Source organism: Methanosarcina thermophila TM-1, from assembly GCF_000969885.1.
GTDB classification, from domain to species: domain Archaea; phylum Halobacteriota; class Methanosarcinia; order Methanosarcinales; family Methanosarcinaceae; genus Methanosarcina; species Methanosarcina thermophila.
Map to the genome: position 1 here is coordinate 2,172,206 of NZ_CP009501.1, position 26,258 is coordinate 2,198,463.

At 44.5% G+C, this 26,258-nt stretch carries 17 protein-coding genes, 3 tRNA genes and 3 rRNA genes; 8 read left to right on the top strand and 15 right to left on the bottom strand.

The window, feature by feature from the left end; translation table 11 throughout:
* The first annotated feature begins 56 nt into the window (after window positions 1-56).
* Window positions 57-1,586, top strand: a complete 1,530-nt coding sequence (locus tag MSTHT_RS09395; protein ID WP_231588059.1) for a HEAT repeat domain-containing protein — start codon at window positions 57-59, stop codon at window positions 1,584-1,586.
* Between the two features lie 107 nt (window positions 1,587-1,693).
* Here the strand turns inward: MSTHT_RS09395 and tpiA are convergent, their stop codons facing one another.
* The 7 genes from tpiA to MSTHT_RS09430 form a co-directional block, all read right to left on the bottom strand.
* Window positions 1,694-2,362 carry a triose-phosphate isomerase gene (tpiA, locus tag MSTHT_RS09400; protein ID WP_048167555.1) on the bottom strand — a complete coding sequence of 223 codons (669 nt, stop codon included), beginning with the start codon at window positions 2,360-2,362 and terminating at the stop codon, window positions 1,694-1,696.
* Between the two features lie 140 nt (window positions 2,363-2,502).
* On the bottom strand, window positions 2,503-3,681 hold the full coding sequence (locus MSTHT_RS09405; protein ID WP_048167556.1) for a bifunctional 5,6,7,8-tetrahydromethanopterin hydro-lyase/3-hexulose-6-phosphate synthase: 1,179 nt from the start codon (window positions 3,679-3,681) through the stop codon (window positions 2,503-2,505).
* Window positions 3,682-3,727: 46 nt separating this feature from the next.
* The gene (locus MSTHT_RS09410) at window positions 3,728-4,636 is read right to left on the bottom strand and encodes an IS5 family transposase (protein ID WP_048167557.1); all 909 of its coding nucleotides are present in this window, start codon (window positions 4,634-4,636) and stop codon (window positions 3,728-3,730) included.
* A 504-nt stretch (window positions 4,637-5,140) separates the two neighbouring features.
* Window positions 5,141-5,212: transfer RNA gene (locus tag MSTHT_RS09415), tRNA-Cys, on the bottom strand.
* A 78-nt stretch (window positions 5,213-5,290) separates the two neighbouring features.
* A tRNA-Cys gene (locus MSTHT_RS09420) sits at window positions 5,291-5,362 on the bottom strand.
* Window positions 5,363-5,511: 149 nt separating this feature from the next.
* A complete protein-coding gene (locus MSTHT_RS09425; RefSeq protein ID WP_048167558.1) occupies window positions 5,512-6,117 on the bottom strand; it encodes a YIP1 family protein in 606 nt (201 codons plus the stop codon).
* Window positions 6,118-6,397: 280 nt separating this feature from the next.
* Complete coding sequence (locus tag MSTHT_RS09430) at window positions 6,398-6,712, bottom strand: hypothetical protein (RefSeq protein WP_148704438.1); 315 nt, start codon at window positions 6,710-6,712, stop codon at window positions 6,398-6,400.
* 514 nt (window positions 6,713-7,226) lie between these two features.
* On the opposite strand from MSTHT_RS09430, the gene bfr reads away from it, so the two are divergent.
* The 3 genes from bfr (at window position 7,227) to katG (ending at window position 11,208) form a co-directional block, all read left to right on the top strand.
* Entirely contained in the window at window positions 7,227-7,697 is a 471-nt protein-coding gene (bfr, locus tag MSTHT_RS09435; RefSeq protein WP_048167560.1) for a bacterioferritin, read from the top strand.
* A 326-nt stretch (window positions 7,698-8,023) separates the two neighbouring features.
* Entirely contained in the window at window positions 8,024-8,815 is a 792-nt protein-coding gene (locus MSTHT_RS09440) for a CPBP family intramembrane glutamic endopeptidase (protein WP_048167561.1), read from the top strand.
* A gap of 230 nt (window positions 8,816-9,045) precedes the next feature.
* On the top strand, window positions 9,046-11,208 hold the full coding sequence (katG, locus tag MSTHT_RS09445; protein ID WP_048167562.1) for a catalase/peroxidase HPI: 2,163 nt from the start codon (window positions 9,046-9,048) through the stop codon (window positions 11,206-11,208).
* Window positions 11,209-11,364: 156 nt separating this feature from the next.
* Here the strand turns inward: katG and rrf are convergent.
* From rrf to MSTHT_RS09465, 4 genes are all read right to left on the bottom strand, one after another.
* Window positions 11,365-11,486: ribosomal RNA gene (gene rrf / locus MSTHT_RS09450) — 5S ribosomal RNA — on the bottom strand.
* A 100-nt stretch (window positions 11,487-11,586) separates the two neighbouring features.
* Window positions 11,587-14,497, bottom strand: a 23S ribosomal RNA gene (locus MSTHT_RS09455).
* Between the two features lie 116 nt (window positions 14,498-14,613).
* Window positions 14,614-14,686, bottom strand: a tRNA-Ala gene (locus MSTHT_RS09460).
* A gap of 84 nt (window positions 14,687-14,770) precedes the next feature.
* Window positions 14,771-16,248, bottom strand: a 16S ribosomal RNA gene (locus MSTHT_RS09465).
* The 16S, 23S and 5S rRNA genes sit together here with 1 tRNA gene alongside, the layout of an rRNA operon.
* 826 nt (window positions 16,249-17,074) lie before the next feature.
* Here MSTHT_RS09465 and MSTHT_RS09470 point away from each other — a divergent pair.
* The 4 genes from MSTHT_RS09470 (at window position 17,075) to MSTHT_RS09485 (ending at window position 22,682) form a co-directional block, all read left to right on the top strand.
* Window positions 17,075-18,595: a 2-isopropylmalate synthase gene (locus MSTHT_RS09470; protein ID WP_048167563.1), complete on the top strand. Its 1,521-nt coding sequence runs from the start codon at window positions 17,075-17,077 to the stop codon at window positions 18,593-18,595.
* Between the two features lie 65 nt (window positions 18,596-18,660).
* A complete protein-coding gene (locus MSTHT_RS09475) occupies window positions 18,661-19,434 on the top strand; it encodes a TatD family hydrolase (protein ID WP_048167564.1) in 774 nt (257 codons plus the stop codon).
* A 197-nt stretch (window positions 19,435-19,631) separates the two neighbouring features.
* Window positions 19,632-20,273, top strand: a complete 642-nt coding sequence (locus MSTHT_RS09480; protein ID WP_048167565.1) for an MBL fold metallo-hydrolase — start codon at window positions 19,632-19,634, stop codon at window positions 20,271-20,273.
* 471 nt (window positions 20,274-20,744) lie between these two features.
* The gene (locus tag MSTHT_RS09485) at window positions 20,745-22,682 is read left to right on the top strand and encodes a YgiQ family radical SAM protein (protein WP_048168512.1); all 1,938 of its coding nucleotides are present in this window, start codon (window positions 20,745-20,747) and stop codon (window positions 22,680-22,682) included.
* A gap of 91 nt (window positions 22,683-22,773) precedes the next feature.
* Here the strand turns inward: MSTHT_RS09485 and MSTHT_RS09490 are convergent, their stop codons facing one another.
* The 4 genes from MSTHT_RS09490 to MSTHT_RS09505 form a co-directional block, all read right to left on the bottom strand.
* On the bottom strand, window positions 22,774-23,055 hold the full coding sequence (locus MSTHT_RS09490; protein WP_048167566.1) for a hypothetical protein: 282 nt from the start codon (window positions 23,053-23,055) through the stop codon (window positions 22,774-22,776).
* A 28-nt stretch (window positions 23,056-23,083) separates the two neighbouring features.
* Window positions 23,084-23,287 carry a hypothetical protein gene (locus MSTHT_RS09495; RefSeq protein WP_231588060.1) on the bottom strand — a complete coding sequence of 68 codons (204 nt, stop codon included), beginning with the start codon at window positions 23,285-23,287 and terminating at the stop codon, window positions 23,084-23,086.
* A gap of 310 nt (window positions 23,288-23,597) precedes the next feature.
* Entirely contained in the window at window positions 23,598-24,749 is a 1,152-nt protein-coding gene (locus tag MSTHT_RS09500; protein WP_048168514.1) for a (Fe-S)-binding protein, read from the bottom strand.
* Between the two features lie 26 nt (window positions 24,750-24,775).
* Window positions 24,776-26,146 carry an FAD-binding oxidoreductase gene (locus MSTHT_RS09505; RefSeq protein ID WP_048167567.1) on the bottom strand — a complete coding sequence of 457 codons (1,371 nt, stop codon included), beginning with the start codon at window positions 26,144-26,146 and terminating at the stop codon, window positions 24,776-24,778.
* Between the last annotated feature and the right edge of the window lie 112 nt (window positions 26,147-26,258).

A 26,258-nucleotide genomic window follows, 5' to 3' on the forward strand; every position in this document is an offset into this window, starting at 1 on the left:
AAGGAGTCTATTTTAATAAAAGGAGAAATTGATATAAACAATAAAAAAAAGATAATATGATGTCCAGAGTTAAATGGAGAGTATCTCTTTTATTTGTCCTTATCACTCTTTCTATATTTTTTTCAATGATCGCAAATAGCGATAGGTTTATGGAATTTGGGGGAAACGGAACATTCACACCAATTGGGACTGGAATCTCAAGGGAAGATCGGATCACAAATCTCACACAAAGGCTGGAAGTCGGTGACCATGAGACAAAATTGAGTGCTGCAGCTGAGCTTGGGAGGTTTGGAGAGACTGCGGCTGATGCTCTTATTGAGAGAATCGAATCAAATATTTCGAGTTCAGGCGAAGTAAACAGTTACATGCTTCTTGCACTTCTTGAAACCCGAGATAGTAGAACAGAGACCGTTCTTTCTGAGAGCTTTAAGAAGATCCAGGAATCAAATGAGATTACAGCTGAAGAACAGGCAGAAAACGAGATTTCGGCAGACATTTTGCAAGCTATTGAAGAGAAAGATAGAGCAATGAGAAGAAATCTTGCAATTTCTCTTGATAGGGATTACAACGACGAAACAAATTCTCTTGAAGCAGCCCTTCGGGCAGAGGAACAGAACTCAAGTATATATGATTCTTTTGCGCTTTCGGAGTTCGAGCCTGATGAACCTGGAAGCGAAACAGAAAAACTTATTAAAGCTCTTAAAAGCGACAGTGGGAGTATAAGGATCGCAGCTTTAATGGCTCTCGGAGAAAGAAAGGAAGCTGCAGCAATAGATTCCATAACACCAATTCTGACTCGGGACTATTCTCCGGTGCAGAGCAGTGCAGCATATGCGCTTGGTGAAATTGGGGATGAAAGGGCAGTAGAAGTCCTGATAAAACAAATGAAAGATGGGAGTGATAGCGTCAGGAGTAACTCTGCAATTGCTCTCGGGAAAATAGGAAAGGAAACTGCCGTACCAGATCTTATCCAAAGGTTAAGAGACAATAGAGCTGTAGTAAGGAGCAGTGCAGCCCTGGCACTAGGAAAAATAGGAAGCGAAACAGCAAGAGAACCTCTGATAGAAGTCCTGAATAGCGGAAAACTTATAGACGGAAGAGCAAAAGATTCCGTGAACGCTAATGAGGATGTCAGAAAAAGTGCTATCCTTGCCCTTGGAGAAATCGGAGGTCCTGGAGTGACTGAGGTTCTAACTGACATATTAATCGATAAAGAGGAAAGACTTTCTGTCAGGATGGCTGCAGCCGCAGCCCTGGGAAATACAGGTGACCCTCAGGCTATGGAGACGCTTAAGAACGTGTTTAATGACAGGAATACGGATACAAATCTCAGGAATCAGGCTTTTCTTGCTCTTGGTAAATCCAAAAACCAGGAAGCTGCAGAATTGCTTGTGGAAAAGCTGGGAGATAGGGAGTTTGGAGATAGTGCCAGGAAAGCCCTCTCAGAGATGGGAGAAGTGGCAGTTGATCCTCTAATAGAGAACCTGAAAACGACAGATCGGAGAGCCAGGGATGAAACCGCCTTGATTCTTATTGAGATAGGAGATCCAAAAGCTGTCAATCCCCTTATTGAGGCTTACCAGTAACCCTTTAAAAATTATAGGAGATGTGGCTGAGGAGCCGCATTCCTTCTGCTCATTTTCCTATTATTTTCCACTACTTTTTTTCTTAAAAGTAAATTTAATAGTAATTCTTAAACCAGACTTATAAGTTCTTCCAGTGCGGCTTTTGGGTCTGCTGCTTTCACAATTCCAGAAGCCAGCAGTACACCCTGGGAACCAAGGTCAAGGGCTGCCCTGAGATCCTCACCTTTTGAGATTCCAGCTCCACAGAGCACCTTTACTGCGGGATCGATTTTCGCAACTGCCTTAACCGAACCACTAACAACTTCAGGGTCAGCCTTTGAGACTGGAATGCCGCTCCCTATAAGTTCGGGAGGCTCAATTGCAACATAATCAGGACCAAGGGCTGCGGCGGCTGCGGTTGTCGGGACATTGTTAGTACAGATAACTGTCCTGAGCCCGAATTCCTTTGCAGATTTCAATGACGCTTCGATTTCTGCAAGGGTCAGACGCCTTTCAGAGTGATTTATCAGGGTTCCGACAGCTCCTGCCTCTTTTATAGCTTTTCCAAAAACATGACCTGTGAAGCTTCCTGCTCCTATTCCATCCAGATGCTGGGAAAAAACTGGAATTTCAACCTCCGAAGCTACCCTGTAAATATCCGGAAGCTGGGGGGCTACTGCTATTTCGATACCTGACTCTTCGGACACCTCTTTGCAGGCTTTTGCAATTTCCACTGCTCCCTGCCCCGTGCCCTGCAAATAAGTCTTATAGTTCAATAAAATGAATGGCGAACTCAAGAAATCCCCTCCTGAAAGTTAAAAGAAATGAAAGCGCAAATTTCACGCTTTCTCTGATAGGTTTCTGCCAAAAAATACTCTAAGTTTTTATTTTTAGCAGTATTCATTCAGTGATCTTTTCGGGAAATTCTTAAATCTGCTCAGAAGTCAGTCATAACTCTGAACTGGTCAATTTCCGGCTTATTGAGACTCATGATAAACTGTTCGGCAACTTCTCTAACATCTTTTGCATTGGTGATCGCACGCCCAACCACAAGAATATCCGCACCCTGACTCAGAGCTACAGGAACCTTGTCAAGACGGACCCCGCCTGCAACAGCAACCAGTGCTTTTGGAGCAACTTTCTTAATCTCTTCGATATTACCCCAGGCATGTTCGGTATTCTCGATATCTATTCCGCGATGGAGTTCAATTACATCAGGCATGACCTTAAGCTGTTTTAAGACAGAAATCGGATCAGGCTGGTTAAGCGTGTCCATGACCGCATAGATGCCTGTCTTATGGGCTTCCTCGATGAGCTTGTCAATGGTACTGATCGGAGCAAGGGCAGAAACTACAATAGCATCTCCTGCAGCATCGGCAACCATTCTTGCTTCAAGGTTTCCTGTGTCTAAAGTCTTCAGGTCAGCTACTATAAAGGCATCTGGTCTGACGTCTCTGATCTTCGAAATGACATCCACGCCATAGCGTTTAATGAGCGGTGTGCCTGCTTCAATTATAACATGATCGCTCTTGGGAATCTGAGAGATGGCAGAAAGCACAGACTCGAGGTTCGGATTGTCAAAAGCAATCTGGAGATATGGCGGATCCCAGAGTCTTGTGACCTTGAATCCCATAATGGCATGGGTAGATTTGTTGCTTTCCTCAAGAACAGTATCAATACTCGGGAAACCTTCAAGGGCACGCTTGATTGCAAGCTTTGTGGCTCCGTAGTTATACCTGTAGATCTTGTTGTAGTCTTGGGCATCGGGATGGATAAAGACACTCGCTACAATGACAATATCTTCAACCAGATCCTTTGAGATTATGCCTTCTTCTACAGAATCTGCTACTGCTTTTGCAACCGCTGTCTGGGCAGGCCCGAAAATTTTTGATGCCTGTTCCATATTCTTTACCGTAACCTTCGGGACAATAAGAGTTGAAGGTTTGGGTGGCAGGTTGGGCCTGATAACGGACAGGAGTGGAGTATGTCCGACTGAGAGTTGGGTCAGACCGTTTGCAAAAGCCTGACCTACTGGTCCTCCTTTGTCTCCTATCATCAAATCAACATGGGCAAGTTCTGCTCCCTGCCCCATTAATGCTTCTCCTATTTGAAACATATTTGACCTCGTGAGTTTGATAGACATTATATCCAAAGTTGATAAGTTATAGATAACTGGGCTCTGTAGAAATCCTTAATTTAATCCATAATAATTGTATTACTTTTTTGTTTATATTATAGACTATTAGTTTAACTTTTACTTCTTTTACTTGATTTCTAACCTTTCTTGCTCTTAATGTTTCTCCAAATTTTCTTTTTACAACAGATATTATTGTCTCTACTATATTCCTTCTATTGTATTTGATCTTATCAAAGTCTTTGTTTAATTGTTTTCTATATTTTCCGTTTATTCTCTTTCTTTTTCTTTCTCTCAAAGGTACTATTGAATCTGCTTTTATCTCTTCTCTTATTAGAGTATGAATTTCTTCGGAATCATATCCTTTATCCATCACATAACATTGAGACTTTCTTGACTTGTTTGATTGTCTTATCAGAGTCTTTGCATGCTTGACATCATGATCTGTTTTTTGGCTAATTTTCCATCCTAATATTACTTTTTTAATAGTGTCTACTGATATTGAAGTTTTAAGGAAGCTCCTTCGGAGCTTCCCTGTTCTCTTAGAATAATAATGACTTGCATAAGAACTCGTAAATCCTGTTGCATCAATTGCCGTAATGAGAACTTTTTCTCCATGTGAGTAAAATAGTTTTAGAGTTTTTGACAAAATTAGGTTAAACAATGAAGAGGGAATTCTGGACACAAACTTTTGAAGAGTAGTGTAATGAGGAACCTTATCAAGGTCAAGTTTTTCCTTTATACTGTTCATGAGGTCAACAAGTTCTACAAAGTCACGGTAGTCTGTACTTATATACTCCTTCAATAAAACAAGAACAAGAAGCTGATGTTGAGTATAAACACGTTTGGAATATTTGCAGGAGTAAAGGTTCAGTCTGGAAGACTGAACCGTTTTAAGACTGAGATCAATAAATTTAATATACTTATTTGATGACAATAGCAATTGCTCCTTTGTTTTTTGTGTGGACAAAAAAATTAAGGAGCATTTTTACAATTTTATTTTTATAATTTTTGGGTAAAAACAGAATTTAGAGGATTTCTACAGAGCCGATAACTGGTAATTATGCAGATGGTTTCGTAATTGAAATTAGCTTGCCAATTGAAATTAGTTTGCCAATTGAAATTAGTTTGCCATCAGACTTAGGATAGAGATAACCCTTTTGCCTGCTAAATGCCAGCCTTATATAAATAATCTCGTATCGTCCCGCAAGTTTTTCCAGCCCGGATAAAGTATCAGAGTTCAATCTCAGAAGCTAGCTTCAAAATAGTTTAAAGACACAGGAAATTTTCTGTTAAAGGAGGAGAATTAAAGGAGAATTCTGGGGCATATATCGCTTAGGGTGCAGAAACAGTTTTGATCAAGAGATGCCACACTTGCGGTTTAAAAAGCCAAGGAGATAAGTCAAGTAAATAAAGTTTCTGAAAAAAGAGATTTTAAAGAAGCCAAGGTCCGGATTCGAACCGGAGTTTAATCGCTCTGCAGGCGATTGCGTAGCCGCTCCGCCACCTTGGCACTATTTAAATACAGTTAATTGGCATTATTTAAATACAGTTAAGCTGTTTTATAATTTTAGACTAATTGATTATTTAAAGCCAAGATCCGGATTCGAACCGGAGTTTAATCGCTCTGCAGGCGATTGCGTAGCCGCTCCGCCATCTTGGCACTTTTGATTATCTTATTGCTCGTGTTGATGCAATTAAAGGAATTTCTGATATATAAATATTTAGCTTAAGGCAATATCATCCTAAATTTTTGAGGATACCATACACTAAAAAATAGAGAGAGTTTTTTTCTATAAAAGAATGACTCCATTAAAAAATAGCCCGGAGAGGAACTAATCCTGAGAAAGCAAATATTCCTGCTATAACAACAATGATCATAAGCAAGATCACCAGTAAGATGGGCAGGAATACAGCTATTGCGGATCTTAACATGCTTACATCATGTACATGCATGCCCCCTACAATGTAGAGATATATTCCATAAATCCCGAAGATCCAGCCAATAACAGGAATCCAGGAAAGTACCAGCACAGCAGTTGCATAAGATATGAATCTTACAGTACCTTCGTAACTTCCCGAACCTCCAAGCACTTTATAAATAACAAAGAGTATTGCAGCTTCAATAAAGAGAGAAATAATACCTATAACAGGTGTGATTATCACACTCATAAGTATCGCGAAAAACCCCAACCCTCTAACCTCACCATACATACCATCGTACATGCCGCCGTACATGCCTTCCATATACATCTGACGACCAAAGAGTACGGTTAAAAGTGCGGTTAAAAGCGCATATATGATGAGACTAATTGCTGCAAAGGTAAGTGGATCAGCATATCCCCCGCTTTGTGGCATTCTCCTGTAAAAATCAGACGGTCTTTGCATAACCTCTTTCCAGGTTTCGATGTAATCCATAAGTTACCCCCCTGTAATTATACGCTTGATTTTTATTTAAATAAATTTATCAAAAAATAAAATTCTGTTTTCAGGATAAACAAGTAGTTAGGAACTGCAGCAAATTGGAATGGTTAAAGTTCATTGAGCTCATCTTTGATAAATAAGGATTGGGTTAACCGGATTATGCGGTAGATGAACGAAGAAACAAAGTACAATCGAGCACAAGCACCGTTAAACCCAAATCTAAAGTACAAAAAATAAATTAGACGCAAGAGAGCTAAAAAGCAGGCTGGAAATGTTATAAACCAGACGTGTCATCAGCTGTCTTACATTCCGGATTTGTTATTGCTTCTTCACACTGGCACATGCTCAAGGCTTCAAATATACCATCGCCTACACTTATACCTTTTAAAGCACATTTCTCCATTAAGCGATAGTAAAGGTCTTTGTTTTCGTCCTTGATAAATTCGCACATTTCAGAAACAAACTCCTGCATTAAAATTTCTTCGTCTCTGTTTACCCAGTTGTTAATTGATCCGATTAAGTGCTGGCGTGTGGAGTCATCGTCAAGGTTCTGATCTATCACATGTGTGAAGACACACTCGTCTCTCATTAGAAGCCATTTACCAAGTCTATATCTGAACCTACTCTCGCCCTCTGGATTGATGTTATTCCCATCAGTCATATTATATCCCCTATAATAATTACAGACTTCATGATATTTAACAATTTTATACTATTTTTATAATATTTGAAGAATTCAAACTCTAGAAAAATAGTTAATTATCAAATTGTTTTAATATTTAAAGAAGACCGGTCTGTGCTTTTAGCTTCTGGAAACTGAAGTTTGGCATTATATTGGAGTTTTTATAATTCAACAAGCCATATTTTATTAACAGATAGCCTATTTATATTCGGTTTGCTTATATAGTATGTACCGCATAATATTGTGAGGAGGCCGGGAACTTTTAATGCTTAAGAATGAAATGGGTTCTAGATAGGCTGAGATACTTTAATTAAAAAATGAATTAGTGGTGTTCCCAAGAGCGGGACAAATGCGCAAAACTTATTATGAAGTTTAAGTATAAATATAGAAACCGTAATTTCTTTTGTAAGGGGGTATATCTTTGAAAGGAGACCAGAAACTAATTGATTGTCTGAATGCTCGTCTGGCAGAAGAATTGGCAGCTATCAACCAGTACTTTCTCCATGCTGAAATGTGTGAAAACTGGAATTACGAACGGCTTGGAGAAGTAATCGAGAAGCGAGCTATTACCGAGATGAAGCATGCAGAGAAGCTGATTGAGCGCATTCTCTTCCTTGAAGGGAGGCCCATAGTTAGCAATTTGAGCGAAATTCGTATCGGTGATCAGGTACCAAAAATGCATGAGCATGACCACTGGGCAGAGGAGGGAGCTATTAAAGGCTATAACCAAGCCATCCGTCTAGCGGCAGATCTGGGAGATAATGACACCAAAGTGCTTCTAGAATCAATCCTTAAGGAAGAAACCGAGCATATCGACTGGATTGAAGCCCAAATGGACCAGATCAACCAGATAGGTGTCCAGAACTATCTGGCACAGCAGATCTACGAGTAAGGGCGGATGCTACTGCATCTACCCTTTTAAAATATGAATGAGCCATTTGTAAAAGCTATATTAAAAATAAGCAATCTCCAACGCGCTTAGAATATCTCTCAGAAGCCGTTTGTCCATGGAGAGGCTTAAGAAATATATTAATCTACTTAGGAGCTATCCAAAAAATAAACAATTGAAGTATGCATTGTATAAGATAGCATATGTAAAAGTTACATAGATCTACAGTATCTGGATCCGTTCTAATAATGCATACTTCAATTAAAAGTATAGATAAACCATAGTGCTTTTCAGATAGGCTCTCCCATCCATCAAGAGGACTACTAGTCGTGAACAACAGCACATCAAAGAGGTCGCCACTTCTATTTTTTATATTGGTTTACTCTCTTTCTATTCCACTTTGGGTGCTTAATATCATTTATCCGATGAAGCTCCCGGTGGATAATCTTCCCGCGACAGATATTGTTGCCACATTTTCTCCAATGGTAGCGGCATCCATCCTTGTATACCGGGAAGAGAAACTTTTAGGGGTAAAGAATCTCTTGAGAAGAATCTTCGATTATAAGAGGATCACGAAAAAGATCTGGTATGTCCCCATCATTTTCTTGATGCCGTTTATTTACGTGCTGACCTACGTGATAATGCTTCTAGTCGGGCTACCAGTACCAACTGTCTGGAACCCGCCACTTCTGACACCACTCATCTTTATTGCATTCTTTTTAGCCGCCGCAGGTGAAGAGCTTGGTTATTCGGGATATGTCACCGATCCTATGCAGGCCCGATACACTGCACTGACAGCCAGTCTCATCATTGGGTTGATCCATGGTGTATGGCATTTCCCATCCATGCTTTCAATGGGCATGTCTCTGGGATTGTTTATATGGGGAGGATTTATACTGGCCGTTAGTTTCCGGATTCTGACCGTCTGGCTTTATAATAACACTGGAAAAAGCGTCTTTGCAACCATACTCTTTCATGCCGTGACCAATACCGGAAGGAGCATATTTCCCGGTAGTCGTTCAGTCTTCCAGCTGTACGACGGGGCTATTGGCTATGGGCTCATTGCTATTACGGCTATTATCGTGGTGTTCTTATGGGGACCAAAAACATTCAAAAAATAAAATCAACTATAATGGGAACTCTTTAGGGCATCAAAACCGTTAAGATATTGCATATAAATCATATTTAACTATATTACCTTTTTTTAGAAATATTACTCTACCAGCAGTTAGAGGATATGGAGAAGCCATATGCTGATATAGGCTGCAAAATTCTCTCGGTAACATTAAATAAGAATAAATAAAAAAGTTTTCTTAAAATTTAAATAAAAACTTGAAAGGTGGGAGTAATCATGGACGAAAATAGCAATAAACCTAGAAGGAGAGGGCTTACAATCGAGGACTGGTGGCCAGATAGACTAAATTTAGACATACTGCGCCAACATTGCTCGAAGTCCAATCCTATGGGTGGCGATTTCAACTACGCTGAAGAATTTAAGAGTCTTGACTACGAAGCCTTGAAAAAGGACCTGCGCGAAATGATGACAAATTCACAGGATTGGTGGCCGGCAGACTTTGGTCATTATGGACCTTTAATTATCCGTATGGCATGGCACAGCGCCGGTACGTACCGTATCAGTGACGGCCGTGGTGGTGCAAGCAGCGGTACCCAACGTTTCCCGCCCCTCGCTAGTTGGCCCGACAACGCTAACCTCGACAGAGCCCGCCGACTACTCTGGCCTATCAAGCAAAAGTATGGTCGAAAAATTTCCTGGGCTGATCTCATGATCCTTGCAGGTAATGTCGCCTTGGAATCCATGGGTTTTAAGACCTTCGGTTTCGGTGGGGGGCGTGAGGACGTCTGGGAACCAGAGAAGGATATATATTGGGGTCCTGAGAGTGAATGGCTTGGAGGAGAACGCAGTAGTGATAAACTCGAGGGGTCACTCGCCGCTCTTGAGATGGGTTTAATTTATGTAAATCCGGAAGGTCCGCACGGCAAACCAGACCCCATAGCTGCGGCGAAGGATATCCGGGAGAGTTTTAGTCGGATGGGAATGAACGATGAAGAAACAGTAGCCCTTATTGCAGGTGGCCATGCATTTGGTAAAACACATGGTGCTGGCGACCCAAAGTATGTGGGACCAGAACCAGAAGCAGCCCCTATAGAACAGCAGGGACTTGGCTGGATAAGTACTTACGGTACTGGTAAAGGCAACGACACTATTACTGGAGGCCCTGAAGTAATCTGGACCAACACACCAACAAGGTGGGACAACAACTTCCTCCGGATATTATTCGAAAATGAATGGGAGCTTACTAAAAGCCCAGCCGGAGCCTATCAGTGGAAGCCAAAAGATGAGGCAAAAGCCGTTACCGTGCCTGACCCCCACGATCCATCAAAGCGGCGTTTACCAGGCATGCTCACCACTGATCTCGCTTTACGTTACGATCCTATCTATGGAAAGATCGCACGGCGTTACCTAGAAAATCCCGATGAATTTGCCGACGCGTTCGCCCGTGCATGGTTTAAGCTGACCCACCGAGATATGGGACCCAAAACACGTTACCTCGGTCCGGAGGTACCGGAGGAGGATCTCATCTGGCAGGATCCAATCCCTAAAGTTGATCATGAACTAATCGATGAAGAAGATATAAAAGCCCTTAAAGGTAAGATATTGAATTCTGGCCTTTCAGTGTCAGATCTGGTCTCAATTGCCTGGGCCTCAGCATCTACCTATCGTGACTCTGACAAGCGAGGCGGCGCTAATGGTGCCCGAATTCGCCTAGCACCTCAGAAGGATTGGGAAGTCAACGAACCCGACAAATTAGCCAGAATACTGAAAATTCTCAGTGATATCCAGAATGAATTCAACCAATCCCAGTCCAATGGTAAAAAAGTCTCTCTAGCTGATCTTATTGTTTTAGGTGGCTGTGCAGGTGTTGAACAGGCAGCAAGAAATGCTGGTCATGATGTTAAAGTGCCTTTCACACCTGGACGGATGGACGCTTTGCAGGAGCAGACCGATGTAAACACCTTTGCCGTGCTTGAACCCTTCGCTGACGGCTTCCGTAACTATCAAAAAGGCCCATGCTCCCTTAAGCCCGAAGAAATGCTGGTGGACAAGGCACAATTACTGACCTTGTCTGTTCCTGAGATGACAGTTCTCGTTGGGGGAATGCGTGTACTAAATGCCAACTATAAAAAATCAAAGCACGGGGTCTTCACTGACAGGCCTGAATCACTCACAAATGATTTCTTCGTGAATCTGCTTGACATGAGCACAGAATGGAAGCCATCCCCTAAAGAAGAAGGAGTGTATGAGGGACGAGATCGAAAAACCAGCGAACTCAAATGGACCGGCACTCGGGTAGACCTTATCTTCGGAGCACACTCTGAGCTTCGAGCAGTGGCTGAAGTATACGCATGTGAAGATGCCACCGAGAAATTTGTACGGGACTTTATAAAAGTCTGGGATAAGGTCATGATGCTGGACCGGTTTGATCTGGCTTAAAGTCATCAACGTTGTTTATTTTTCCTTTTTTTATTTTTATTTAAAACTGAAATAAAAAGGACTTAGAGAAGAGAGAAAAACTTTAAGGAAATCAGATTTTAAGAAAATCAGTTTAAAAAGACCAGTTTTAGAAAAGATTAGAGTGATATAGGGTGAGCATGGCAGCGATCCTGAGTTCCCGAAGGCTCGCGCACTTCAGTACAGTCAGGAACGTGGGCAGGCTTATCTTCTGTGTTCGGGATGGGTACAGGAGTTGCCCTGCCGCTATGGCCGCCACACTCGCCTATGAACGGAATTGATGAATGAAATTTGTCTATGACAAACGCAAGACAAGAAGTCATGTACGGTGCTGCAAGACTGGATTTCGCCTGGACCGGATTAGGAAAGGAACGGATGGTTAGTAAACGCGGACTGAACACCTCGTTGCCTTGGTGCTTACATCCCGTTTCTATCAAACCGGTCTTTTACCGGAATCCTTAATGAGGTCTCTTTTTAGGTCGGATTTCGAACTTAGATGCATTCAGCTCTTATTCCTTAGCGCGTAGCTGCCCGGCAATGCCCTGTCGAACAACCGGTACACCAGTGGCGCCGCTGCTTGGTTCCTCTCGTACTAAAAGCAGCTTACCCGCAGACCTCAGACACCTCTAGTAGATAGTAACCGACCTGTCTCACGACGGTCTAAACCCAGCTCACGATCTCCTTTAATAGGCGAACAACCTCACCCTTGGCCGATGCTGCACGGCCAGGATGGAAAGAACCGACATCGAGGTAGCAAGCTGCCGGGTCGATATGTACTCTTGCCGGCAACGACTCAATTATCCCCGGGGTAACTTTTCTGTCATTTTTGGCCCCCACCAAGGAGGCACAAAAGTTCGCTAGAGCCGACTTTCGTCTCGTCATCCACTACTGTGCTGAATAACGTCAGGCTGACTTATGCTCTTACACTCTTCAGTGAGTTTCCGACCCACTTGAGTCAACCATTGCGCGCCCTTGATATCTTTTCAAGGGCGTCCCGCCCCAGGCAAACTGCCCACCTATCGGGGTCCTCTTCTCAGAGTTAGGGTCGCAGTCCCAGAAGGGTAGTGTCCCATGGACGGCTCCACGGATGCTGGCGCACCCGCTTCGACGCCTCCTACCTACACTGTACATCCAGAACCACAACCCAACGACAGGCTGCAGTAAAGCTCCACGGGGTCTTCACTTCCCCCTAGAGGTCTCTAGACTGTGCACTAGAATGTAAGCTTCACCGGATTCCAGTTAGGGACAGTAGGGCTCTCATTGATCCATTCATGCAAGTCGCCAATTAAGCGACAAGGTACTACGCTACCTTAAGAGGGTCATAGTTACCCCCGCTGTTTACAGGCCCTTCTTCCCGTTGAACCGGGGTTTCAGGTACCTGCACTGAGCAGGATTCAGAGATTGTACTAGCCTTTACAGGTTTGCAATCTCCTATGTTGGTATTAGACAGTTAGAGCCCCCTGGTCACTGCGACCWGCTGTCTTCACAGCAGGCACTCCTTCTCCCGAAGTTACGGAGCTAATTTGCCGAATTCCCTTAACTGAATTACTCCGACACGCCTTGGCCTTTTCAGCCAGGGGCACCTGTGTCAGTTCTCGGTACGGACATTTAGCAGCCTTTTCACGGGTCCCTGGGTGCAACCGACTTGCGACCTATTCACAGATTCACCCGCTTCTCGCCATTACGGCTCTCCACGGGTTTCGCTGCTTAGACGGAGCGACGACTCCGCTCGGCCTGCCCTGAGACGTCAGACTAAATTGCTAAATGGTACAGGAATATTAACCTGTTTCCCTTTCGGCGTACTCGAGTTACGGTACGTCTTAGGACCGACTAACCCTCGGCTGACGAACATTGCCGAGGAAACCTGGCCCCTTCGGCGGAAGGGATTCTCACCCTTCTATGCTGCTACTATTACCAGGATTTTCGTTTGCGAACGGTCCACAGGACTTCACAGCCCTGCTTCTGTCCGAACGCAACGCCTTCCTACAAGATTACCTTGCGGTACTCCGTGGTATCGGTGGTCGACTTGAGCCCCGTCAATTTTCGGGGCCCCAAACCTCGACTGGTGAGCTGTTACGCACTCTTTAAAGGATAGCTGCTTCTAAGCTAACCTTCCAGCTGTCTTGGGCTTGGGACGCCCTTTAGTGTTAACACTTAGTCGACACTTGGGGACCTTAACCACGGGCTGGGTTGTCTCCCTTACGGACTACAAGCTTACCCCAGCAGTCCGGACTCCGACCTTCTCAGACGACGGTGGGTTTGGAGTTTGACAAGCGGGCGAGGGGTTTCCCCCCCGGAACCGCCAATCAGTGCTCTACTCCACCGACGATCTCCAGTCAGGTCATGCTGCGGCATGTTTCGGAAGGAACCAGCTGATGCCGGGTTAGATTAGCATTTCACTACGAGACGCAGGTCACGCGAATGATTTGCAGATCAACACCGCTTGCGGTCCTCCACGTAGCTTTCGCCACGCTTCAACCTGCCCACGCCTAGATCACCCGGCTTCGGGTCGTGTCCCGGTGACTCCACGCACTTGTATACGCCGTGCCTCACTCAAAAGAGCTGCGCACATGTTGCTTTCGCTTCGGCTGCCCAATTTAATGGTTAGCCATCGCCACCAAAACACACTCCCTGGCCCGTTCTTCAAAACGTAAGATACGACACTGGCAGTGGTACTCGTACTGCACCCTCGCGAGTGTTTCCTTCGTACCAGAGATCCTTTCATGCCGTATCGTTCCATCACTACCAGGTTTCAGGCACTTTGCACCTCCCTTCTCGGGGTACTTTTCAGCGTTCGGTCACCCTACTATTTCGCTATCGGTCTCAAGGAGTATTTAGTTTTGGAGGTTGGTGCCCCCCAGATTCCCGCACGATATCCAACGCACGGTACTCAGGGACATGTTCCGGTCTTTTGGTTTACACATACGTGACTGTCACACTCTATGGTCTGCCGTTTCAGGCAAGTTCTGCTTAGCCGTCAGACGTTTGAACAGCCCTGCAACACCACATTTCCCCAAGGGGATTCGGTTTGAACTGTGCCGGTTTCACTCGCCGTTACTCACGGCATCTCAGTTGATTTCTCTTCCTGCTCCTACTGAGATGTTTCAATTCGGAGCGTTCCCGATCATTACTGATCACTATGGAGAGGTCCCATTCGGAGATCCCGGGTTCATTGGCTCCTTGCGCCTACCCCAGGCTTATCGCAGCTTGGCACGTCCTTCATCAGCTCTTGAGCCGAGCCATCCACCTGATAGCATAGCTCCTGTGTATCCTAACCAGGTCCAGTAAGCGTCCAGTATACAGCACCTGTACATGACTTCATGTACCTGCGTGTCAACGCAGGCAATCCACCCTTCCCCGGAAATTTATTTCCCGGGTGCACAAAAATGGACTTGCTGGGATTCGAACCCAGGGCCTCTGCCTTGCAAAGGCAGCGATCTTCCATCTGATCTACAAGCCCAAGAGAGACTAGAGATCCACAGTGGACCTCTGGTTGAGGATTTTGTTTCGGTTTATCGGCATCTGGGTGGTGAGTTTTTTGCTTAGGAGGTGATCCAGCCGCAGATTCCCCTACGGCTACCTTGTTACGACTTAACCCCCCTTGCAAAGCACAGGTTCGAACACGACACGAAGTTCGTGCCCTCACCCATACCTCACTCGGGTGGTTTGACGGGCGGTGTGTGCAAGGAGCAGGGACGTATTCACCGCGCTATATTGAAACGCGATTACTACGGATTCCAGCTTCACGAGGGCGAGTTACAGCCCTCGATCCGAACTACGGATGGGTTTGGGAGATTACCAACCCCTCTCGGGGTAGGGACCCATTGTCCCATTCATTGTAGCCCGCGTGTAGCCCGGGAAATTCGGGGCATACTGACCTACCGTAGCCCGCACCTTCCTCCGATTTAACATCGGCGGTCCCCACAGAGTACCCATCGTCCCGGAGGACATGCTGGTAACAGTGGGCACGGGTCTCGCTCGTTGCCTGACTTAACAGGATGCTTCACAGTACGAACTGGCGACGGCCATGCACCTCCTCTCAGCGATTCAGGCAAGGTCTTTAGCCTGGCCTACATATTGCTGTCGTCCCCGGTGAGTTGTCCGGCGTTGAGTCCAATTAAACCGCAGGCTCCACCCGTTGTTGTGCTCCCCCGCCAATTCCTTTAAGTTTCAGCCTTGCGGCCGTACTTCCCAGGTGGCTCGCTTCACGGCTTCCCTGCGGCACCAGACACGGTCGCGCCATGCCTGACACCTAGCGAGCATCGTTTACGGCTGGGACTACCCGGGTATCTAATCCGGTTCGTGCCCCCAGCTTTCGTCCCTCACCGTCGAACCCGTTCTGGTAAGACGCCTTCGCCACAGGTGGTCTCACAGGGATTACAAGATTTCACTCCTACCCCTGTAGTACCTCTTACCTCTCCCGGTTCCAAGTCTGGCAGTATCCACCGAAAGCCTAACGGTTGAGCCGTCAGATTTCCCGGAGGACTGACCAAACCGGCTACGGACCCTTTAGACCCAATAATCACGATCACCACTCGGGCCGCCGGTGTTACCGCGGCGGCTGGCACCGGTCTTGCCCGGCCCTTGCTAACAGATGTATTTTACACATCTGGACAGCCAACATATGATGCTGGCACTCGGTGTCCCCTTATCACGGTTTCCCGCATTGTAAAGTTTTCGCGCCTGCTGCGCCCCGTAGGGCCTGGATTCATGTCTCAGAATCCATCTCCGGGCTCTTGCTCTCACAACCCGTACCCGTCGTAGGCTAGTAGGTACATTACACCCACTACTACCTGATAGGCCGCAGACCCATCCTTGGGCAGACAAATCCATTTTACGCATAAAGCATTCCAGCAGATATGCGTTATCCGGTATTATCCCCAGTTTCCCGGGGTTATCCCGGTCCCAAGGGCAGGTTATCCACGTGTTACTGAGCAGTACGCCATGTTCACGAAGAACATATGACTCGCATGGCTTAGGCGAACACCGATAGCAGTAACCTCTGGCAGGATCAACCAGAATTGTGTGTCGCACACTGAAAATTAAAGGGCTTGGTCGCAGAAACTGCACTAACAACTATCAATTCAGTTATTCCAGTTCCGCGATGATCTGTATTTGTTTATGATAAACTCTCACCGCCCAGAATTAACCGAACCGACAAAATCCTCGTCAGACAGGAAAAAACTCCTGACTCCATTAAAAGATGAAAGAGATATGTGATTTAACCCACGCAATCATCTTGCGCAGGATCATATACAAGACATTTCTTGTATATAAAGCTTTGCATCATTCCATATTGCTTTTTTAGTTATGGGAATAATACACAATTATTTCTTATATATGAAGATTTGGATTATTTCCTTCAGCACATTTGATCTGTGTGCGGAACATATACAAGGCATTCCTTGTATATAAATCTTTTCCCGCGAAGGGGTTTAAACAAATTTGAAAGATGGAAATTGAGAGTAGTTAAAAGATTTCAAAAGAGTAATCCTTTTGAATCCTTAACTTTATCCGTTTTTGCAAACCGTTGTTATAGAACAACGCCTCAGGCGCCTTTTGTTACCGTTTTTTAGATCTCGTTTTTTAAATTTCGTTTTTCTGGCGCCTTCAAATTTCGTTTTTCAATTTTCGTTTTTAGTTCCCTTGGTCGTCTTGTGACGCCCTGAGAAGCAACCCTAGAAAGGTGTATCTAGTATAAATAATTTTCTATCAACAACTCAAAAATAAACTTAAATCAAACTTCAAAAAACTCTCGTGGGTTTTATATACCAGAAATCTACAATCAAATAGATGATTACCATGAATGTAAGAACTGAAAGAAGGGATCGATTTTTACATCGAACCCATACGGGATAAAACGATAACTATTTTTGACACAACACTGCGCGACGGAGAACAAACCCCTGGGGTATCTCTAACTTCTGCTCAGAAACTGGAAATTGCTTATCAACTTGATAAACTCGGGGTAGACATAATAGAAGCCGGATTTCCTATCTCATCAGAGGGAGATAAAGAATCCGTAAAATCGATTTCTAATGCCGGGCTGGACGCTGAGGTCTGCGGACTTGCCCGTGTGTTGAAAAAAGATATCGATGCCTGTTTTGACAGCGATGTAGGACTTGTGCATACTTTCGTCCCTACGTCTGAAGTACAGCGAAAATATACCATAAAAAAGAGCCAGGAAGAAGTAATTCAAATGGCTGTGGAAGCTGTACAGTACATCAAAGACAATGGGAGAAAATGCATGTTCTCTGCAATGGATGCTACAAGAACCGAGCCCGAGTATCTCATAGAGGTTTTCAAAGCTGTGCAAGAGGCAGGCTGTGATATAATTAATGTGCCTGACACGGTTGGCGTTATGGTACCATCCGCAATGTACAGGCAGATAAAAGACATCGCAGCCGAGATAAGAATCCCCATCGATGTGCATTGCCATAACGATTTTGGGCTTGCCGTAGCAAATAGCCTCATGGCAGTCGAAGCAGGTGCATCTCAGGTTCAGGTTACAGTAAACGGTATAGGAGAAAGGGCAGGAAATGCTGATCTTTCCCAGACAGTGATGAGCCTGATCGCAATATACGGAGCAAAAACAAATATTCGGACTGAATACCTTGTAGAGACCTCGAAATTGGTTGAAAACTATACGGGAGTCAGGCTTCCTCCGAATACACCTGTTGTAGGGCAGAATGCCTTTTCCCATGAATCAGGAATTCACAGCCAGGGAGTTCTTGAAAAATCCGATACTTTCGAACCCGGAATAATGACACCTGAGATGGTAGGTCACAAACGGCGTATAGTGCTTGGAAAACACACAGGCAAACACGCAGTCAAACAATCTCTCGAATCCGCAGGCATAATAACCAACGACAAGCAGCTCGATGAGATTGTATCCCGAATTAAAGAAATTGCAAATAAAGGGAAACAAATTACAGATGCGGATCTCAATGCAGTTGCTTCTGCCGTGCTGGGGAAAGCAAGTTCGGAAGAGGAACTAATTAAGCTTAAAGAAGTCTCCGTAATGACCGGAAACATTCTGACTCCTACTGCAGTAGTCAAGGCAGACATTGAAGGCAAGGAAATCATCTCAGCAAAAACAGGGGTTGGTCCTGTAGATGCCGCTCTCAATGCTGTAAGGGACATCCTGGGAGAAAATAATCATTTCAAACTTCAGGAATTCAGGATCGACGCAATTACAGGCGGAGCAGATGCGCTTGCAGATGTATATATAGGACTTGAAAATGAAAAAGGCAGAATTGTGACTGCACGATCTGCAAATCCGGACATAGTAATGGCTTCTGTAGAAGCCCTTGTAAATGCCATGAATCTACTGTATAAGAAAGAAAAAAAAGCTAAAACAATAGGATAAGGACTGTATGTTCGTTTTTCGGGTTTGTATTCCATAAGCCATGTATAAAAGTAAAATAAAATGAGATGGAATACAAACCCATGCCTTATCCAATTATTGATTCTCACTGTCACCTTGATTTTCCCAAATTCAATCGCGATAGGGAAGAGACTATTCTCCGAGCCAGACAAGCAGGAGTTGTCGGAATGATCAATTCCGGAATTTCCTTGAAGGGCAACCGTATGAGTCTTGAGCTTGCGGAGAAAAACGCAGATATTCATGCCACACTCGGGTTAAGTCCCGATATTGGCAGGGGAGGTACGGATAAAGAAATAGATGCTATCCTCGCCCAGATTACAGCCAATGCAGGAAAAGCAGTTGGCATTGGGGAGGCAGGCCTGGATTTTCAAGACTGCAAAACAAATGATGAGCGGGAGAGGCAGACTGCAGCATTCAAAAAAGTGGTCGCACTTGCAAAAGATCTGGACAAACCTCTTGTAGTGCATGCCCGGATGGCTGAAGCTGAAGTATTGAAGCTTGTCAAAGATATAGATACGGTTATCTATCACTGCTACAGCGGCTCTGTTGAGACCATGCAGGAAATCGTGGATATGGGTTACTACATTTCTCTGGCAACAATTGTATGCTTTTCTAAACATCACCAGGATCTTGCAAAAGCCGTGCCACTGGAAAATCTGCTTCTGGAGACTGACAGCCCTTTTCTTTCTTCCCACAAAGGCAGAAACGAGCCTGCCTTCATAGTAGACTCTGTCCCTGTTGTAGCGCAGATTAAAGGTATAGATCCGGCAGAGGTCGCGAAATCGACTACCAGAAATGCACGCAGGGCTTTTAATATTTAAAATCTGAGACCTTAAAAAGCCAGAAGTGAACCTGAGAATAACATAAAGAGTTCAGGGAAAAGAGCAAGAAAAGCCTCAAGGAAAAAAGTAAGGAAAAAATAAGAAAAAAGCAAGGAAAAAAGAGGAATAGAGGAATAAAAGAGGAATAGAGAAATAAAAGAGGAATACAAGAATAAAAGAAGAATAGAGGAAAAACTATGGAAGTCCGGTACATTTGCCCCACAGCCTACGATTCCAGCGTATATCTGGTAAATGGAAAAGTCCTGATCGATGCGGGAATGAACAGCGACCTTATTATCAAACAACTGGAGAAGTATATAAAGCTGACAGACCTGGAACTCATAATCCTGACTCACTGTCATTATGATCATGCCGCAGCAGCGGCAGTAATTGTAGAAAAGAGCGGCGCGAAAGTCGGAATACATAAAGCTGACCTTGAATGTGTAAATGACGAATATCTCAGCGTGTCGGTACTCTTTGGGGAGAAGGCCCCTACGGTTAAGCCCACTGTTGCATATGAAGAAGGAGATAAAATTGACATAGGCAATGGGGAATACCTGGAAGTTATCCATACGCCAGGACATTCAAGAGGAAGTATCTGCCTCTATGAACCAATCTCAAAAAGTCTATTTTCTGGAGATACGGTGTTTCCAGGCGGGAGTTTTGGAAGAATGGATTTCGAAGGCTCAGAACCCGAAAAAATGGTTAGTTCTATAGAAAAACTTACAAAATTGGATGTAAAAACGCTGTACCCTGGACACGGAGCTCCTACAGACAGGGATGGAAACAGCCAGATTATGGCTTCATACAGAATGTTAAAAATGATGATGGGAGAGTAAAGCAGTCCATAAAAACGAGTCATAAGGATAGTCAGAGTGTGAAGCGGTAGGGACTATAAAGCTTCCAGACACTATTTAAGTGGAAATAAAAGAAAATAAGGAGCCTTAAAGCAAATTATGGCTATAGATATAGCAGTTTCAAAGAGAAATAAGAATTTGAGCTCGGAGAAACTAAACAAAGAAAAACCTGGCAGGAAAACAGGTATTTTTACTCCAAAAAAGACTGAAATGGAAGAGAAAGTAAAAGAAAAAACTAAATCAGGCACAAAACCCAGGATGAAATCTGGAAAAGCCGAAGGAAAAAAAATAGAAGCAAACCCCTCGATAGAAGCAGGAGAAAAATCATCAGGAGTAAAATCTCCTAAAGAAGCAGGGGAAAAATCGGAAAAAAGATCCGAAGCTAAACAGGGAAAGAGAAGAAGGAAAGAAAAACCTGTTTCTTCCCTTATACCTGTATCGAAGTTCCTTCCAATGAGCCTGGAGGAAGTTAAAGCTCGCAGCTGGAAAGAACTTGACATTATTCTGGTTACCGGGGATGCTTATGTAGACCACTCAAGTTTCGGCACGGCAATAATAGGAAGAGTCCTTGAAGACGCTGGTTTCAGGGTAGGAATAATTGCCCAACCTCGCTGGGACAGCCCTGAGGACTTTAAAAGGCTTGGAAAGCCCAGGCTCTTCTTCTCTGTGAGTGCAGGAAATACTGACTCCATGGTAAGCAACCTGACCCCAGGCCTGAAACCCAGAAAAAAGGATGCTTATTCCCCAGGAGGCAAAGCAGGGCTTCGCCCGAACCGGGCAGTGATTATCTACTCGAACAGGATAAAAGAAGCCTTCCATGATGTGCCTATAGTGCTGGGTGGAATTGAGGCTTCTTTACGCCGTTTCGCCCATTACGATTACCTTTCCGATAAAGTCAGGCAATCCATTCTGGCTGACGCACCTGCTGACCTTATAGTCTACGGTATGGGAGAACTCCAGATTGTGGAAATTGCAAAAAGACTGCAAGCCGGCGAAGATATCAAAAATATCAAAGATATTCCAGGCACAGTCTGGAAGATGGAAGTTAAAGCCTGGAAAGAGCTAAAAGAAAGAATCCAGGCGTTAGGAAACAAGGAAAGTACTGAAAATCCAGAGAAAAAAGAAAGAGTGGAAAATCCAGTTAAAAGATCGGATAAACCGGAACAGGAAAAAGCTGAACAAAAAAACTGGAAAATTACAGAGGATGAAGCCGAATTTTTAAAGGAATATATCGAAATCCCTTCCTTTTCAGAGGTTTCTCAGGATAAAGCAGCTTTTGCAAAGGCTTTTCGCATGTATTTCGAGGAACAGAACCCTGTTACCGGAAAGGGAGTTATCCAGCTTCACCCGAAAACTGTAATTGTACAGAACAAACCAATGCGCCTTCTGACAGAAGCTGAAATGGATCATGTATATGAACTGCCTTTTACTGGCGAAGCCCACCCTTCCTATACCGAGCCAATTCCTGCCCTGGAAATGATAAAATTCTCCCTGACAACACACAGGGGTTGTTTCGGAGGCTGCGCTTTCTGTGCAATTACAGAACATCAGGGTCGCATGATTGCAAGCCGCAGCATCGAGTCTGTTCTGCGTGAAGCTAAAAGACTTATAGAGAGACCGGATTTCAAGGGTATCATAAACGGAGTCGGTGGCCCAAGTGCAAACATGTACGGAATGAAGTGCAGAACCTGGGAGAAAAAAGGAGCCTGCTTGGATAAGTCATGCCTTTATCCTCGCATTTGCCCTGCACTTGATACCAGCCACAAAAAGCTGATCGAACTCTTACGCCGCCTGCGCGAGCTTCCAGGGATCAAGCAGGTCTTTACAGGTTATGGAGTGCGCTATGACTTGGCTCTTAAGGACGAAGAGTATCTCGAAGAACTTTGCGCTTACCATATTAGCGGACAATTGCGAATTGCACCTGAACATTTCTCAAGGCAGGTCACGAATACAATGTGCAAACCCGGAAGAGAAGTTTATGAAAAGTTCATCAAAAAATTTGAAGCTCTTAACCGAAAGTGCGGCAAAGAACAGTACATTGTAAATTACCTGATGTCAGGGCATCCGGGGTGCACCCTTGAAGATATGGTAGAGATGGCAGAGTATGTGAAGGAACATGGGGGCTATACCGAACAGGTACAGGATTTCACCCCAACACCTATGACTGTATCCACCTGCATGTATTATACAGGCCTTGACCCGTTCACAGGCAAAAAAGTATATGTTGCAAGAAACAAGAAAGAAAAAGCCATGCAGAGAGCTCTTATGCATTACAGGAATCCTGCAAACTACGAACTTGCATATGAAGCTCTGGAAAAAGCAGGAAGACTTGACCTTGTCGGAAATGCCCAAAAATGCCTGATTAGAAGAAAAGAAAGGAGAAAAAGATAAAAGCTCTTCGCATACAAATTAGAATGAGTCGGTTAACGGTCTTTACCTGAGAGGTTATGAATCAAACACGACATCCTTGCACGTAGCACTATTAAAGTCCCTGGCACTCACGCCAGAAAGCCTTCAATTTCCCACTTACCTGCCCGCAGTAAGTATTAAGAGATCTTTCCTTGATCTCAATTACCAAGTTTGCCTCACCATCCCAGCTAAAGTGGGCAACAATTCCATTTCCTTCAAGCATTCCGGAATTCCCGGATTGGACTTCGATCCCATAATCCTGAAGCTTTTTCTTCATGCAGGAAAAGACTTCAGGAGTCACGTTTTTGAATCTAACCCCCTGGCAGCCTTCAGTATCAATCTTTCGTCCGGTCATACTAAATCCCATACTGGTCCAGATGTTTTCAAGAACCGTGACATTGTCTCACAAATTGCTTTATTTTCATGGCTGCGACTTCACAGCTAACGATGAAAGGTTTTTCTGTGATTGTAATCGTAAGATTAGACTGCCCGTCCCACTCAAAATCTGCAGTAATCCCTTTGCCAGATAGTTCTCCTCTATTTCCTGGCGGAACATGGATGCCAGCATTCTGAAGTTTTCTCTTCATGCAATTGAATGTTTCAGGAGAAACATTATGAAATTTTATAGGTTTACAGCCCATTATCTTTTCACCTAACCCATCTCTAAAGCTCATATCCAGCCGCAAAATCCAGTAAAGAAAGGTCGTTTTCCTGAAATAAAAATATGATGTTATACGTCGTTAATAGAGACTAGATAGTATCTACCTACCATAGAGGATAGGATTAATTGTTAAGGAACAAAAAAAGAGAGGATTGAGCCGATCAAACCGGCTCTTGGTAGAATTACTCAGAGGCAGGCAGTTAAACTTAAAATATCCAGACTCAGAAATAGCCAGATTATTCCATTGACATTGCCACGAGTTCTACAAGGTCAATGACCTCAATATTTCCGCCTGCGTCTCTGAGATTCCTTACACAGAGAGGACAAGAGGTAACAATGTAATCCACACCTTCTGGCACATCCTGAAGCCTGTTTTTCGCAAGCTCGAGTGAGATATCAGGATATCCTATTCTTACCCCACCTCCGCCGCCACAGCAGCGTGCGTTTTCTTTAATGTTTTTCATCTCTTTGAGAGTTGAGATTGCCTCGATGACTTTCCTTGGAGCATCATAAATCTCATTGTGCCTGCCCAGGTGGCAGGGGTCGTGATAAGTGACAGTGAAATCCAGTTTCTTTAAATTAAGTTCTTCCAGGTGTTCGGCAAGGAATTCAGGGAGGCTGATAACTCTGAATTCTTCAGGGTAATTGTTTTTGAGAGTTGTATAACAGCCAGCGCAACTTGTAATAATCGTGTGCGCTCCCATTTTCCTGATCTGTTCAAGGTTGCGCTGCATGACCTTCTCTGCATCTTCTTTAAATCCTGTACGCAGGAGAGGAGAAGCACAGCACTGCTCATCAGGCAGGAGAGTAACTCCGAAACGCTGCAGGACTCCAAATGTCTTTTTGGCAAACTCCGGATAGCGATAGGAATCAAAACAGCCCACGAAATAGATGTAGTCTGATTTTTCAGGAATCCTTGAAAGTTCTGTTTCGGAAAGCCAGTGTTTACGGTCTTTTGTTTCCCCGAAAGAGTTTCCATATGTCAGAACTGCCGACTTCAGCTTTTCCTGTGACTCGGTTTTGATACCACATTTTACAAGTTGAGCCCGGGCAGCTTCTACAACCTCAGGTGGATTTGCTCCTGCAGGGCACCTGGAAGCGCAGATTCCGCAGGTTGTGCATGAAGCAAGGCTTTGGAGGACATCTTCTGAAGGTGCCCTGCCTTCGAGTAAGCTTTTAATAATGAGCATTCTGCCGCGTGTATTTGCTGATTCCCATCCTACCACGCCAAATACCGGGCAAACCGAGCGGCAGGTTCCACACTGTACACATTTGTAAACCGACCTAGGGTCAACTTCAAAGGAAAGCTTTCCGCTCTCTTTCCCGGCTATCTCAGTCTTATCCTGATTTCTTGCCTGCTCAATTACTTTTTTCCCTTCGTTTTTCATGATTTTTACAACCCCGTTCATGGTTTTTACAACCCCAGCTTCCCCGGATTCAGTATACCTTTAGGGTCAAAGGCCTTTTTGATTGCACGCATTACCTCAAGGGCAGGGCCCCACTGGGTTTCCATATATTCCGCCCTTGCCGCACCTACCCCATGCTCAGAGCTGACCGTGCCTCCAAGCTCAATCGCGGTCCTGTGTACCAGATCTGCAGCTTTGTTCAGACGATCCCATTCATCTTTATTCAGAACATCAATGAATAGGGCAAGATGCAGGTTTCCATCTCCTATATGCCCATACTTCATAGCAGGCAGGTTGAATCTCTCGGAAATTTCCTGTACTCGCTTTAGTAGTTCTGGAATTTGCTTTATAGGAACTCCTACATCTTCTCCGACATAAATACGGGTCTTGGTCGGATCCAGACGAGAGACTGCAGCTCCTACGAGTTTTCTGGCTGCCCAGATATCTTCCATTTCCTTTTCACTCTCTGCAAGCCTTATGGAAAGCGCCAGAGGAGCACAAACTTTCATTATCTGCTCTGCAGCTTCACGCGCCGAACTTTCCATTCCATCAACCTCAAAAAGTATCACATCTCCTTCCGAAGGAAGTACAAGGTTCGGATCGTAACGTTTTAGCACTTGCAGGGAAATTCTGTCAAGGATCTCACAGGCTGAAGGAATTACCCCGTTTGAGAAGGTTTTTACAACCGCCTGTCCTGCAATTTCCGCATTTTCAAAGGAGGCAATAACAAGTTTTCGGGTTTTCGGGAGAGGAGCAATCTTCAGGCTGGCTTTCGTGATAATGCCCAGGGTACCTTCCGAACCTATGATAAGCTGGGTCAGGTCATATCCTGCCGCAGACTTCAGCATTTTTGAACCGGTGTGAATAACTGTCCCATCCGCAAGCACCACTTCAAGGTCGCGGACATAGTTTCTGGTAGTGCCGTATTTAACGCAGCGCATCCCGCTTGCATTGTAAGCTATCATACCCCCGATAGTGCACATGGCTGAACTGCCAGGATTAGGAGGGAAAAAGAAACCATATGGCTTTAGCGCGTCATTTAAAGAATCCTGAATAATTCCGGGCTCCACTACAACAAGGAGATTATCAATATCCACTTCAAGAATCTTGTTCATGCCCGACATATCGAGTACAATGCCCCCTGCGACAGGAACTGCCCCGCCTGCAAGCCCAGTGCCGGCTCCCCTCGCAGTCACAGGGATATCATTTTCATAAGCAAGCCTGACAATCCGGCTTACCTCATCCGTACTTTTCGGGCGTACCACGTAGTCAGGCATCCCCTTTACCTGGGATGCGTCAGAAGAATAACAGTAAAGTTCCGAAGGCGAGACTGATAGCCGCCCGCCAACAATCTTTCGAAGTTCTGCAGTTATATCCATTTTAGACCTCAAATTGGAATTCAAATGTGAAAAAGTAGAATTTCTGTCCCTATTGTAGACAGATAGTTGACAGATAGTTAAAAGATGAGCTGCAGCAGATAATCAAGATTAA